At 46.5% G+C, this 12900-nt stretch carries 12 protein-coding genes; 8 read left to right on the forward strand and 4 right to left on the reverse strand.

Annotated elements, in window-relative coordinates:
* Window position 1 precedes the first annotated feature (1 nt).
* The 6 genes from cyoB to ACUZ8J_RS20755 all read left to right on the forward strand — a co-directional run bounded on the left by cyoB (window position 2) and on the right by ACUZ8J_RS20755 (window position 5291).
* Window positions 2–1981, forward strand: a complete 1980-nt coding sequence (gene cyoB, locus ACUZ8J_RS20730; protein WP_446694835.1) for a cytochrome o ubiquinol oxidase subunit I — start codon at window positions 2–4, stop codon at window positions 1979–1981.
* Between the two features lies 1 nt (window position 1982).
* Window positions 1983–2603 carry a cytochrome o ubiquinol oxidase subunit III gene (cyoC, locus tag ACUZ8J_RS20735; RefSeq protein ID WP_282633480.1) on the forward strand — a complete coding sequence of 207 codons (621 nt, stop codon included), beginning with the start codon at window positions 1983–1985 and terminating at the stop codon, window positions 2601–2603.
* Entirely contained in the window at window positions 2603–2944 is a 342-nt protein-coding gene (gene cyoD, locus ACUZ8J_RS20740) for a cytochrome o ubiquinol oxidase subunit IV (RefSeq protein WP_126512164.1), read from the forward strand. Before cyoC ends, cyoD begins: the two co-directional genes overlap by 1 nt.
* A 13-nt stretch (window positions 2945–2957) precedes the next feature.
* A complete protein-coding gene (cyoE, locus tag ACUZ8J_RS20745) occupies window positions 2958–3890 on the forward strand; it encodes a heme o synthase (protein ID WP_279775819.1) in 933 nt (310 codons plus the stop codon).
* Window positions 3891–4713: 823 nt separating this feature from the next.
* Entirely contained in the window at window positions 4714–5010 is a 297-nt protein-coding gene (locus tag ACUZ8J_RS20750) for a hypothetical protein (RefSeq protein WP_446694836.1), read from the forward strand.
* A complete protein-coding gene (locus tag ACUZ8J_RS20755; protein ID WP_446694837.1) occupies window positions 4998–5291 on the forward strand; it encodes a hypothetical protein in 294 nt (97 codons plus the stop codon). The genes ACUZ8J_RS20750 and ACUZ8J_RS20755 overlap by 13 nt, the downstream gene beginning before the upstream one ends.
* 664 nt (window positions 5292–5955) lie before the next feature.
* On the opposite strand, the gene ACUZ8J_RS20760 is transcribed toward ACUZ8J_RS20755, so the two are convergent.
* Window positions 5956–6702, reverse strand: a complete 747-nt coding sequence (locus ACUZ8J_RS20760; RefSeq protein ID WP_023266134.1) for a class I SAM-dependent methyltransferase — start codon at window positions 6700–6702, stop codon at window positions 5956–5958.
* Between the two features lie 265 nt (window positions 6703–6967).
* On the opposite strand from ACUZ8J_RS20760, the gene ACUZ8J_RS20765 reads away from it, so the two are divergent.
* Both ACUZ8J_RS20765 and ACUZ8J_RS20770 read left to right on the forward strand, forming a co-directional pair.
* On the forward strand, window positions 6968–9232 hold the full coding sequence (locus ACUZ8J_RS20765) for an EAL domain-containing protein (RefSeq protein ID WP_446694838.1): 2265 nt from the start codon (window positions 6968–6970) through the stop codon (window positions 9230–9232).
* Between the two features lie 92 nt (window positions 9233–9324).
* Window positions 9325–10170, forward strand: a complete 846-nt coding sequence (locus tag ACUZ8J_RS20770) for a 23S rRNA (adenine(2030)-N(6))-methyltransferase RlmJ (protein WP_446694839.1) — start codon at window positions 9325–9327, stop codon at window positions 10168–10170.
* Between the two features lie 39 nt (window positions 10171–10209).
* On the opposite strand, the gene ACUZ8J_RS20775 is transcribed toward ACUZ8J_RS20770, so the two are convergent.
* The 3 genes from ACUZ8J_RS20775 to ACUZ8J_RS20785 are packed head-to-tail and all read right to left on the reverse strand — an operon-like array spanning window position 10210 to window position 12574.
* The gene (locus tag ACUZ8J_RS20775) at window positions 10210–10929 is read right to left on the reverse strand and encodes a lytic transglycosylase domain-containing protein (protein WP_446694840.1); all 720 of its coding nucleotides are present in this window, start codon (window positions 10927–10929) and stop codon (window positions 10210–10212) included.
* Window positions 10929–11957 (reverse strand): DUF3137 domain-containing protein, encoded by a 1029-nt coding sequence (locus ACUZ8J_RS20780; protein WP_446694841.1) that lies wholly within the window; start codon window positions 11955–11957, stop codon window positions 10929–10931. Before ACUZ8J_RS20780 ends, ACUZ8J_RS20775 begins: the two co-directional genes overlap by 1 nt.
* Before the next feature lie 50 nt (window positions 11958–12007).
* Window positions 12008–12574 (reverse strand): LemA family protein, encoded by a 567-nt coding sequence (locus ACUZ8J_RS20785; RefSeq protein WP_011624553.1) that lies wholly within the window; start codon window positions 12572–12574, stop codon window positions 12008–12010.
* Window positions 12575–12900: the final 326 nt, after the last annotated feature.

Here is a 12900-nt window from a genome sequence, read left to right on the forward strand (position 1 = left end):
CATGTCTTTTCTCGGTAAATTAAGCTTAGATGCGATCCCGTATCATGAGCCTATCATCATGGTGACCCTTGCGGTTGTTGCCGTGATAGGCCTGTACGTCGCAGCCTTGATCACTAAACACAAAAAATGGGGCGTGCTTTGGCACGACTGGTTAACCTCAGTTGACCATAAACGCCTCGGTATCATGTACATAGTGCTTGCCTTCATCATGTTGATCCGCGGTTTTTCCGACGCCATCATGATGCGTACCCAGCAGGCACTGGCCACCAATGGCGCCGCAGGTTATCTGCCGCCAGAACATTACGACCAAATCTTTACCGCCCACGGCGTGATCATGATTATCTTTATGGCGATGCCATTTATGATCGGTCTAATGAACTTAGTGCTGCCACTGCAAATCGGTGCCCGCGACGTTGCCTTCCCCTTCTTGAACAACCTCAGCTTCTGGCTAACCGCCTCTGGTGCCGTGCTGATCAATATTTCATTAGGTTTAGGTGAATTCGCCCGTACCGGTTGGGTGGCTTACCCGCCGTTGTCTGAGCTGGCTTACAGTCCGGGTGTCGGGGTCGATTACTATATCTGGGCACTACAGATTTCGGGGATTGGGACAACCTTAACCGGGGTCAACTTTATCGCGACTGTGCTTAAGATGCGAGCTCCAGGCATGAAGCTGATGCAAATGCCAATCTTCACTTGGACTTGTACTTGGGCCAACATCCTGATCGTGGCTTCGTTCCCGATCCTGACCGCGGTTTTAGCGCTGTTAACACTCGATCGCTACATGGGTTTCCACTTCTTCACCAATGATGGTGGTGGTAACGCCATGATGTATATCAACCTGTTCTGGGCTTGGGGTCACCCTGAAGTTTACATCCTGATTTTACCTGCGTTCGGTATCTTCTCGGATGTAATTTCAACCTTTACCTCTAAGCGTCTGTTCGGCTATTCCTCAATGGTATGGGCCAGTGGCGCGATTTCGATCCTCGGCTTTATCGTGTGGTTACACCACTTCTTTACCATGGGCTCTAGCGCCAACGTCAACGCCTTCTTCGGCGTGATGACCATGGTGATTGCGGTCCCGACTGGGGTAAAACTGTTTAACTGGTTGTTCACCATTTACCGCGGCCGCCTGCGCTTAACTGTGCCAGTACAGTGGACCTTAGGCTTTATGGTGACTTTCACCATCGGTGGTATGACGGGCGTGTTATTGGCCGTACCTGGCGCCGACTACGTACTGCACAACAGCTTGTTCCTGATCGCTCACTTCCATAACACCATTATCGGTGGTGCCGTGTTCGGTTACTTAGCCGGTTTTGCTTACTGGTTCCCAAAAGCGACAGGTTTCCACTTAAATGAGCGTTTAGGTAAAGCGTCATTCTGGTGCTGGCAGATTGGTTTCTATGTGGCCTTTATGCCGCTGTATGTACTCGGTTTTATGGGGATGACTCGCCGTATCAACCATATTGATAACCCAGCATGGAACATGTGGATCTATATCGCTGCCGTGGGTGCTTGCATCATCATGGTCGGTATCATTCTGCAATTCGTGCAACTGTACGTGAGTATCCGTGACCGCGACCAAAACCGTGACACCACGGGCGACCCATGGAATGGCCACACGCTGGAATGGTCAACCGCATCACCACCACAGTTCTACAACTTTGCTAAGTTGCCACAAGTGTCTGATATCGATGCCTTTACCGATGCCAAAGAAAAAGGCACCGCCTATCAACGCCAAAAACACTATCAGCCAATCCATATGCCGAAGAATACCCCAAGCGGTATCTTAATGGCGCTGGGTATTACCGCCGCGGGCTTTGCTGCGATTTGGCACATTCTGTGGCTCGCGATTGTGGGCATGGTGGGCGCGTTTATCGTGTTCTTATTCCGTGCTTATAACAACGATGTCGACTATTACGTTCAACCCGATGAAGTGGCACGCATTGAAAATGCTCACTTAAACAATGTAGTAAGGGGCTGATATGAGTGTTGCAATCCCAGCTGATTTAGACGTTGCTCACGCCGAGGAGCACCACGAGCACCATGACACGGGTGGCAACACCCTGTTTGGTTTTTGGCTCTACCTGATGACCGACTGCATCCTGTTTGCATCGGTATTCGCTACCTATGCCGTGCTCTATATGAACACCGACGGCGGTGTATCGGGTAAAGATATTTTCGAACTGGACTTTGTGCTGATCGAAACCGCAGCCCTGCTGCTCAGTAGTATTACCTATGGCTTTGCCTTGATTTTCGCTAAGCGCCGCAACAAAGCGGCGACCCTCACTTGGTTAGCCATTACCTTTGCACTGGGCTGTGTGTTTATCGGCATGGAAGTCTATGAGTTCCATCACCTGATCGAACATGGCAACGGCCCACAACGCAGCGCCTTCCTGTCATCTTTCTTCACCTTAGTGGGCATGCACGGCTTGCACGTGACCGCGGGGTTAATTTGGATGGCGATCATGATGATTGAAGTCGCTAAAACTGGCTTAGGTAACCGCAGCATCACTCGCTTGAGCTGCTTAAGCTTGTTCTGGCATTTCCTCGACATCGTGTGGATTTGCGTATTCACCGTTGTGTACTTATTGGGAGCACTGTAATGGGCGCACATACTCAATCACATGACCATAGCCATGGCGCAGACGATCTGGCCGCCAGCATCAAGTCCTACTTAGTCGGTTTTGTGCTGTCAGTGGTGTTAACTGCCATCCCATTCTGGGCGGTAATGACCCATCACTTCGAGCAATCGACGACGCTCGCCATCGTCGTTGTCACGGCACTGGTGCAGATTTTGGTACACCTTAAGTACTTCCTGCACTTGGACTTCTCTAAGGAAGGCAAGATCAACACCTTCTCCTTCCTATTTACCGCGCTGATCATCGTGATGGTGGTTGGCTTGTCGGTATGGATCATTCTCGAAGCTAACGCTTTGATGATGTAACGAGACACAGCAAATGAACACACAAGCTAGATTGACATCGACGCAATGGAAAGCACGCTTCAAAGGGTATGTACAGGTAACTAAGCCTGGCATCATTTTCGGGAATCTGATTTCCGTTGCTGGCGGCTTCCTATTGGCCGCTAAGGGCGATGTGGATCTGGTCTTGATGCTGGCAAGCTTAGTGGGATTATCCTTAGTCGTCGCCTCAGGCTGTGCGATTAATAACTGTATCGACCGTGACATTGACGCCAAAATGCAGCGCACCTGCAAACGCGTCACCGTCACGGGCGAAATCCCCCTAAGCCATGTCTTGCTGTTTGGCATCGCCTTAGGCGTGCTTGGATTTTGCATCTTAGCCTTGTTAACCAATGCCTTAGCTCTGCTGTTTGCCGCTATTGGCTATGTCGTGTATGTCGGGATTTATAGCCTCTATATGAAGCGAAACTCGGTTTACGGCACCTTAGTCGGCAGCTTTTCGGGCGCAGTACCGCCCGTGGTGGGCTATTGCAGCGTGACGGGGCAAATGGATATGGGCGCAGTGATTTTATTGCTGATGTTCAGCCTCTGGCAGATGCCACACTCCTACGCCATCGCGATTTTCCGCTTTAATGACTATGCAGCCGCGAAGATCCCCGTGCTGCCAGTCGCCGAAGGGATGGCCAAGGCGAAGCACCATATAGTGCTCTATATCGCAGTGTTCGCCTTGGTCAGCACCATGCTGCCACTCGCAGGTTACACAGGCACCGCCTTTATGGCCGTGACCTGTGCCACCAGCCTCTGGTGGCTAACAATGGCCCTCAAAGGTTATCGTCAAGATGTGGATATGCCACGTTGGGCCAGACAAGTGTTTGGTTTTTCAATTATTACCATCACAGCACTCAGTGTAACCATGGCGCTGGATTTTCAAGCGGTCAGTCAAACCCCACTGTTTACCTTAGTGCGATAAACATAACCTTTATTCAAAAACAAAAGCGCTAACCTAGGTTAGCGCTTTTTATCGCCTTAATCCTCAATAACTAAGGGTGTCGCTGAAACCAAACTATGACATAGCAGTATAGCCAGAAACAATTACTTAGCTAAATCATGTAACCATACATCGACATAAAATGTACCCATAGTATGACAAATAGGAACAAGCACAAAATAACTCAAGTGAAAAATGTAACTTTACTACAAATGACTATTAAGCCTTTGCAAACTGACAATTGCTCTAAACAGTATTGGTTGTATTGCTAATCCAGCCACCAGTGAATCAAAATGGGTATTGAAAAGTTGCTTAACTGAGTATCCAGCATTCGTTACTAGGGACATATCTTCTTAAATCTAGATCTTGCTCAAATTTCTTAGCGGTCTTTAATGACTCTCTATCAGTGAATTTTTCAACTGTAACTGTGGGGGAGCAATAAGTTTGATACTAAAATGGCAGCGATCGCATAGTTGCGCTGCCATTTCTAAATCGAAATTGCCCCAAAACTTGTTACGAGTTCAGATGAATGATCCTTCTGGCACAGCCCAGTTGACCAAATTTTAGTAATGATACAGAGTGACTACTCTATCGGTGTCTATTCACCCATTCATTCTTTGCGACCAAGATATTACCTAGATGTACTATTAAAGGTGAGGCAGTGAAAGCCGCATGATAGCTGGCTTTCATGTGTTTGATTTCCTCCTACACAGAGGAAGAGGAAAACATGTTGTTTTGACTGCAAATTAGATATAATTCTTCCTCTAAAAGTAGGTTTTTGCGCGCAAACTGAGAAGGATTTGTTATGAGTAAGTTCAGTGGGTTGAATACTGAAATGACCATGTCTGAAGCTGTGGATTATCTTGATGGCGTGCGAGAAAGTCTTGATGAAATATATTTGGCAGAAGAAGCACCATCAGGTCAAGCTGGTACAGTTTGGCGATATTTTTGGGGGAATCCTCGTAAAATTACACCTCTAACTGTTTACTTTCGAGAAATTATTGAAGAAGAAATTGAAGCTAGTGAAGCTTTATTAAAAGATAAAACAAAAAAGATACGCGAACAGGCCAAAAAGAAACTTCATATGAGTTGCAGAAGTTAAATGAAAAAAATGAAGCTAAAATTAGCGAGGCAAAAGAAGCGCTTGAGTATTTAGATGCAACATTCGATGAAAATGAGGATCTTAAAACCAAGCTAGAGGATGAACGCTCTATTTCTCGTAAGTTTAGAGCCCATTTAAATGCTTCTAAAAACTCTAAGATGATTGAGGCTCAAGCTAATGATATTAAATTTCTATTTGAAAAATTAACTAGATTTGAAAATGTTCAGCTAGATCAATTAGAGTCTGTAAAACTTATGAAGAATGTTAATTCTGATGAGTGAGGTTTAGAGGGGATTATTTTAATCCATAAATTGTTTTAATGCGTGAAAACTTGGCCTCATGCTGCTTTGTATTAAATGGTGGCAGCCACTACAAATAGCTAAAAAGCCTATCAAAAGACATGTGAAAATCAGGAGCGAAGCGACACCATTTGATCCTCAATACCAAGATTACTTGGTGCAAAGGAGATTGAAAAAGGAGAGTCGTTACTCATGGCTTGAGCCGTATGCAGTGAAAGTTGCACGTATGGTTCTTAGGAGGGCGGCACTTGGTAACAGGTGTCGCCTATCCGACCAAAGCTTACTAGAGATTGATCAATATTTATTGTCACTTCTACCGTCTGGTTGGTAGTAATTTTCCTCAAATTTTAGCTTTTTAATAGCTATGAATAGCTTAAAAGGCACATTTCTACTTAAACAATTATCTAGCGAAAATTGGGGCATTGCCAATAAAAAGCCTCCTCCTACATAGAGTAAGAAGAGGCTTTTACTGCCTATCCGGCAGTTTGCTGTATTTACATAAACGTCGAAACGATTGTTTTTATTATCAGCTGCCTATTCGGCAGGTCACTATACACTTATAAAATAAACCTATATAAAATCAATTACTAGAGCCAAAATCAAGGAAATAACCATATAATTTCTCAAACAGATAATTGAATAGCCACTACTTCATTGCCGATTTCACATAGACATCGAAGCGGTTTTTCTTCGTTTCGATAACCATGCTGGGCTTAACGCCGGCGAGGTCTTCGGCATAATCGGGGCGCTTCACCACTACACGCTTACTGGCTAGAGCCATGGCGGGTGCGAGCAAGCCATCGGCGTCGAGATCCGCACCGACTAAGGTTTGAAAGACTCGCATTTCTTTTTTAACTAAGGCTGATTTGTCACGGTGAGGGTACATAGGGTCGAGGTAGACGACATCGACCTCTTGCTCTAATTTGGCGAGTGCTTCGAGGCTAGAACCATGGAAAAGCTGCATACGTTCACGCATCCAGTCGCCGATTTCGGCATCTTGATAGGCACGGCGCAGGCCGTCTTCTAATAATGCGGCCACCACAGGATGGCGCTCTACCATAGTCACTGTGCAGCCTAAGCTTGCCAGCACAAAAGCATCGCGGCCGAGGCCCGCTGTACCATCGACCACTTTTGGCGTAACGCCCTGCTTTAATCCAACAGCCTTAGCAATCGACTGCCCACGACCGCCACCAAACTTGCGTCTATGGGCAACCGCGCCAGTGACAAAATCCACTACTATGCCATCGAGCTTAGGCTCATCGCGCTTATGTAGCGTCAAGGTGTCTGATTCAAAACGCAATTCAAACGGCGCATCGGCATCAAAAACCAGTTGCCAACGGGCACAAATGTCCACAAGAGTTGGAAATTGCTGATTAAAAAAAATCGGAGTCACAGGCTATCTTCAAAGCAACAAAATGATGGCTATTATGCCTAAAAATCTGCTTCGTGAATATGTAACTCAGTCAATCATCTTGTTAATGCTCATTATTCTATGAGTCAATTTGTCTAAGCCACCTTAGGTAAACTCAAACATGAGTCACAGTGTAATAAACTGATTGATAAAGGAAAAAATCTATTTATATAACAGTTTAGCGATTTGTGTTATATGTTTTGTTCCGAGCCAACCTTGCGACTTCCATACGGAATAAGGACATTTTTTGCTTAACTGGCTGAAAGGTTTTTTGTTTATCAGGGAGCAAGACTTTTTAAACCCCGATAGAACCATATTAAAAACCAGTTTATTGCGGATTATTTTGCTAAGTGGTGCCATTCTGACCACCAGCATAGTGCTGCACAGCTCATTGATCGCATATGAACTCAACCTCAGCTTTATTATTGGCATTACGGTCAGTTTTTTAACCGTCTTATTTCTCGCATTATGGTTTACCCGTCGGTATTTGCTGGCGAGCTCAATCAGCTTGCTGGCCATGGTGGTAGCGGCCTGCTTGGCAATACTGTTGTTTATTCCAGATTTTACCTTGTCGCAGGCAGGCATTACCTTCCTGTATACACTGCCGCTGATGGCGCTTTTCCTGTTTGGTAGAAAAGTCGCCTTCTGGATGATGTGCTTCAATGTGCTGCCTTTCTTATTGCTACTGCGTAACCAGAATCTCCCGCCTATTGTCGATGTAGATATTAGCCTGCCAGCGACCCACGCTTACCTCAACGGGCTGTTGTTTATGTTTTTCAATATTTGTATCCCGTTGTCAGCCATGCGGTTGTTAAAAACCCAGAAAGTCCATGCGCAGCAAATGATCCAGCATCAACACGCGCTGCAACGCTCTTTAGATCAATATGCTGAAATCTTTGACAATAATGGCACGGCCTCCTTCTTCTGTAATGAAGATGGAGTGATCCTCAACTTGAATAATGCGGCAAAACAAATCGCAGGAGATGTCACACTTAATCGCACTCGCCTGTGTGATATTTTTGAAGTGGACCAAGATACCAGTACGAATTTGTTGGCCGCCTCATTCCATACCCGTTTAAAGCACAATAGCGGCAGCCGATATCTACTGCAAAAAGCCTCATTAGAGCACCATGATACCTTGCTGTTTCACTGCCACGATATCACGGCACAAGCCAATCATGAGCTCGAACTCAATCGACTCAAAAAGCACCATATCAGTACCCATTTTTACGATTTAGTCACTGGCTTACCCAACGAGAACCACTGGTATAACCCGACACCAAGTACCGCCCACCAGGAAATGACAGTCGCCCTAGTTAAGATCGATAATCTAAGCCAAATTAATGCCGCCTTTGGCATCAGCGTGGGAGATGCCATCCTCAAAGCCTTTGCCTTCGAGCTTAAAGAGCGCTTCGGCCACCAGGCCAAAATATATCGTTTTAGAGGTGCATCCTTTGCCTTGGAATTTACCGAACTACCACTCATCTCGCCAGAGACGCTCGCACCGCAATTACGTCTTCGTATTCCGACAAGTTTAAAACTTAAGCAAGAACAACAGATTGAATACCATTTAGAGTGTCGCGTTGGCTGTAGTTCTGGCCATAAATCCGCTCCGCAGCAAGCCGCCGAGCAATGCTTGATTGCCATTAAACAAACCACCCAAGCCAACCCAGTTATGGTGTATTACGTTGGCTTGATTAACAATTTACTTGAGGCATCCTCGCAAGAAAGCAAAATCCGCGACGCGCTAAAACACAACCGACTGGAAATGTGGCTGCAACCAAAAGTGTTGGCAGATGGGCATATTATTAGCTTTGAAGCGCTCGCCAGAATGTTCGACAAAGACGGCAGCATGATCATGCCCAGCACCTTTATCCCCATCATAGAGTCATCGCAGTTGCAGGCGATTTTCGCCATTAAAGTGTTTAGGCAATTACTTCAATTGATCCGTGCTTGGCCCAAAAATGTCCCTATGACTAAGATTGCCTTCAACCTATCGGGACAAGATATTTTGTCGGATCGATTCTTCAAGGTACTGATCCAGACATATATTAACCATCCCGAACTCATTCCAATTTTAGAAATTGAAATCACCGAAACCTCAGTGTTTTCCACCCACAAAGAAACTGGCAGACGCTTAAACACACTCGCGAGAATGGGCGTTTCCATTGCGATCGACGATTTCGGCACAGGCCATGCTTCCTTAAGCCAGCTGATTGACATAAGCGCCGATACAATAAAAATTGATCGCTACTTTGTCAGCCAGCTCGGCATTAGCGAGCGCCACACGCAAATTGTCAACGCGGCAATTCTGTTGGCGAAGAGTTTAAAACTGCATGTAATTGCCGAGGGGATTGAAACTGAAACCCAATTGATACAGCTCACTGCACTGGGGTGTGAACAATTCCAAGGCTACTTATTTGGTAAACCTGCACCAGCCTCGTTGTGGCTAAAAACCTATCAAATGCAAACCCCAACCCACTGGTTAGCACAGAAAAAAACGGCTAACTGAGGCATTCGTTTTACGCTTTAAGGCATCCTAGGTATAATTGCCCACATGCGTTTGCCTCCCTTTGCATTGTTTGCAAATAACTAGGATCCTCCATGTTAAGTTACCGCCACGGTTATCACGCCGGCAATTATGCCGATGTGCTGAAACACGCTATTTTGCTGCAAACTTTGCAGTTAATGCATAAGAAAGACAAACCCTTAGTCTATATCGATACCCATGCGGGTGCCGGCGGTTATGCGTTAACGGATGAGTTTGCTCAGAAGACGGGCGAATACCTCGAAGGCGTAGCTAAGCTTTGGAATAAAACCGATCTGCCAAAATCCCTGCAGGATTATGTAGATGCGGTGCGTCACTTTAATGAAGACAATCCAGAAGAACTCAACTTTTACCCAGGTTCTCCCGCCATTATCGATATGGAGCTGGGGCCGAAGGATCGTATGCTGCTGCACGAGCTGCACGGTACCGATCATCAGCTGCTGGATGAGTATTTCGAGCAGGATAAGCAGGTAAAAGTTATCAAGGGCGATGGCCTTAAAGGCTTGATTGCTGCGGTACCGCCACTTGAGCGCCGCGCACTGGTACTTGTCGATCCCAGTTATGAGATTAAGACCGACTATCAAACGGTCGCCGAGACCTTAATCAAGGCACACAAACGCTTTGCCACGGGCGTATTTATGCTCTGGTATCCCGTAGTCAACCGCGCGCAGACGGAAGAAATGCTTTCCCGCTTAGCTGGTAGCGGTATTAAGCGCCAGTTACGTATCGAACAGGCAATCAAGCCGGACTCCAATGAATTTGGCATGACAGCCGCAGGACTATGGGTGATCAACCCACCTTGGCAACTGGATGAAATCGCGACTGAAATGCTCGATTACCTCGGCAAAAACTTAGGCCAAGCCGATGGCAATGTCATCGTTAAATGGGAAGTTGGCGAATAAGCCAATCCTATTGCGTCATCACCGCATGCAACAGAGCAGCTAGACTTTGGCGCTGCGGTAACGTTTTAGCAGAATTTGCACCCGTTCCACATAGGCTTGGGTTTCTGGATAGGGAGGAATACCGTTGTATTGGGTCACTGTGGTTGGCCCCGCATTGTAGGCGGCGCAGGCCAATGCAATATCACCATTGAACTGTTTTAGCATTTGCGCCAAATACTTACTGCCGCCGAGAATATTCTCCTCCGGCAAAAAGGCATTGGTCACGCCCATCTCTTTGGCGGTTTCGGGCATTAATTGCATCAGGCCCATTGCGCCAGTACGTGACAAGGCTCTGGCATTAAAGGCCGATTCGGCATGGATCACGGCGCGGATAAGTGCCGGGTCTAATTGATGTTTATGAGCCGCACGACTGATCAAGCTATCGTAATTGCGGGTAAACAGCCGAATACCATTCCAGTCAATTTTGGAGTCTGGACGACAGGCAAAGCAGTCATAGAGCAGGATTTGATACTCATTGGTAGTCGGCGCTTTATCGGTAAAAGCCGTCACACCATTGGCCTGTAGATATTGATAAACTTTGACTTTTTCTTGCCCAGTGTTACTCACAATACCGCTTTCAGAATAACGGGCCACAATACGGGGCTTAGGCTTAGCTTCATCTGCAAACGCGGCCGCAACACTTCCCCAAGCCAACCACAAACCAATGCTAATGATGGCTATCGACTTAAGGCAAAGTGGCGAAGAATGCGTTGCTGGCATCAAAGTCCCGTGTGTTCGTTTAGTTTAAGTACTTCAATAATAGCAAAGAGTTGCTTCATCTCACGGTTTAACTGGCTAAATTCGGCCGAAAAATTAGCACTATCGAAGATAGATTGCATCTGGAAACGACTACGGCGATTAGGCAAAAACAAGATCAAACGATTGCGGAAGAAGGCGCATTGAATATCCCCATCGAAGGATTTTGCCAATTGCTGCAAGCGCTCCATAAAGGCGGTATTGAGCAAATAGCGCGACTCGATTTGAACCGTGGAAAACACATCGAACTCTTTTTCGAACAGGGGATCTTCAAGCTTCACCCTCTGCAGCCCTGAGTGGCTGTCGGATAAGAAATTTGCCAGCCCACCGCGATCCTTTAATACCACGGTATGACCAATAAATTGCTTATGGCTACTTAGCTCAACCACAGTGCCGCGAAAGCGGGTTTCGGTGCGGGTCACGGTTCGGCGTTTATTGCCGTCCCACTCCTCCACTCGCACGTCTTTGGTCAAGGTTAACTCATTGACGACTAACTCGATGCCCTTGTATTGGCCTTGAATATAATCACCAAAGCTCGCCTTATCGTAATTGGGTAGCACCTTAGCCGCACTGAGGCGATTCATGTCGAGGCGCATCTCGCGGTTGTAGATAAAATCCTCACCAAAGTACTTAAACATGATGGGATAAATTTCTTGCTGTACTTGCCGCTTAAACTGCCGTGTCGGTGTAAAACTCCAAAAACCTAATCCCAATAGCGCGACTAACGGCAGCGGAAACAGCATGAGTCCACGGCTATGTCCCAATAGCGCTAACAGCACGAGACCTGCGACTATCGCCAAACTAAGATATAAGCGTTTACGTGTCGCCTTAAGGCTGTTGACGCGCTTAGTTTCATAGCGGGCGGCGAGCGGCGCCAGTTGGGTATCGTAGTACTCCTGCAGCGACGCCCTATCCGAAGCGTCGGCCGACAATCTTGCCGCCTGCCGCTGAGCCTTGATGGGACTACCTAAAATAAAGGTGAGTATATTCATTCAGTTAATATGTTTGCGGAGCCTATCTTGGCCCCGCAAATATCGAAGGATTACAGATAATCCGCCGCGTCTATCGGCGCTTTAGAGGCTTCATTCACCTCGTAGAATGGCATCACCTTGATGTTTGCCATCGACGCAATAATCGACCCGGGGAAAATCTCAACGGCAGTATTTAACTCAGACACCGCCGAGTTATAGAAACGGCGGGCAGCAGAGATATGGGCTTCGACCTCGTTATAGGTTTGCATCGCCTCGAGCATAGTATTGTCCGACTTTAGCTCGGGATAGCTTTCAACGCTCACCATCAAGGCACCCATTTTATCGTTCAGCTTCTCTGCTTGCGCGATATGCTCTTTCACCGCATTCGGATCTGTCTTGTTGTAATTGCGGGTTAATTGCGTGCGTAGCTCAGTGATTTCAGTAAGTAATGACTTTTCATGATCCATAAATCGCTTGGCGATTTTGAGGATATTGGGCACAAGATCGGCGCGCTTGGCTAACTGCACATCGATTCCCGACAGGGCTTCGAGGGCGGTATTGCGCTTTTTGACTAGGCTGACGTACCAAAGATAGGTGACGATAAAAATCAGCGCTAATCCTAATAACAGTTTGTCCATCTTCCATCCTTAGGGTTTGTTCTTAGTCTCAACGGGTACAGCTAAACATAAATGGCCAAGAATTTCATCTAAAGCGATAGCTAACGCAATGAAATATTAGCTTTAGCTACTCTGGTCAGAGCATTAAGCAACAAAATGACCAGCGAGATTATTCAGCTTGGATACAGAAAAACTAGGCTATAGTGTATATGCACAACGTTAAGAGCAACCTTTTTGCTCGTGAATACTGGACTCCTAGTGAGTCCATTTTTTTTCCCCGCATTTCCCCCATAATCCGCCGCACTGCCGCAGTTGCAACATTTAAGTTTCAATTAAAGCTTAACCAT

This window comes from Shewanella sp. Koi 1 (assembly GCF_052907445.1).

What these genes read in the sequence shown, in the direction of transcription:
- ACUZ8J_RS20775 (WP_446694840.1), bottom strand. Translation starts at nt 10,929, where the DNA reads ATGCCAGCAACGCATTCTTCGCCACTTTGCCTTAAGTCGATAGCCATC.
- cyoE (WP_279775819.1), top strand. Translation starts at nt 2,958, where the DNA reads ATGAACACACAAGCTAGATTGACATCGACGCAATGGAAAGCACGCTTC.
- ACUZ8J_RS20785 (WP_011624553.1), bottom strand. Translation starts at nt 12,574, where the DNA reads ATGGACAAACTGTTATTAGGATTAGCGCTGATTTTTATCGTCACCTAT.
- ACUZ8J_RS20780 (WP_446694841.1), bottom strand. Translation starts at nt 11,957, where the DNA reads ATGAATATACTCACCTTTATTTTAGGTAGTCCCATCAAGGCTCAGCGG.
- cyoB (WP_446694835.1), top strand. Translation starts at nt 2, where the DNA reads ATGTCTTTTCTCGGTAAATTAAGCTTAGATGCGATCCCGTATCATGAG.
- ACUZ8J_RS20750 (WP_446694836.1), top strand. Translation starts at nt 4,714, where the DNA reads ATGAGTAAGTTCAGTGGGTTGAATACTGAAATGACCATGTCTGAAGCT.
- ACUZ8J_RS20770 (WP_446694839.1), top strand. Translation starts at nt 9,325, where the DNA reads ATGTTAAGTTACCGCCACGGTTATCACGCCGGCAATTATGCCGATGTG.
- cyoD (WP_126512164.1), top strand. Translation starts at nt 2,603, where the DNA reads ATGGGCGCACATACTCAATCACATGACCATAGCCATGGCGCAGACGAT.
- cyoC (WP_282633480.1), top strand. Translation starts at nt 1,983, where the DNA reads ATGAGTGTTGCAATCCCAGCTGATTTAGACGTTGCTCACGCCGAGGAG.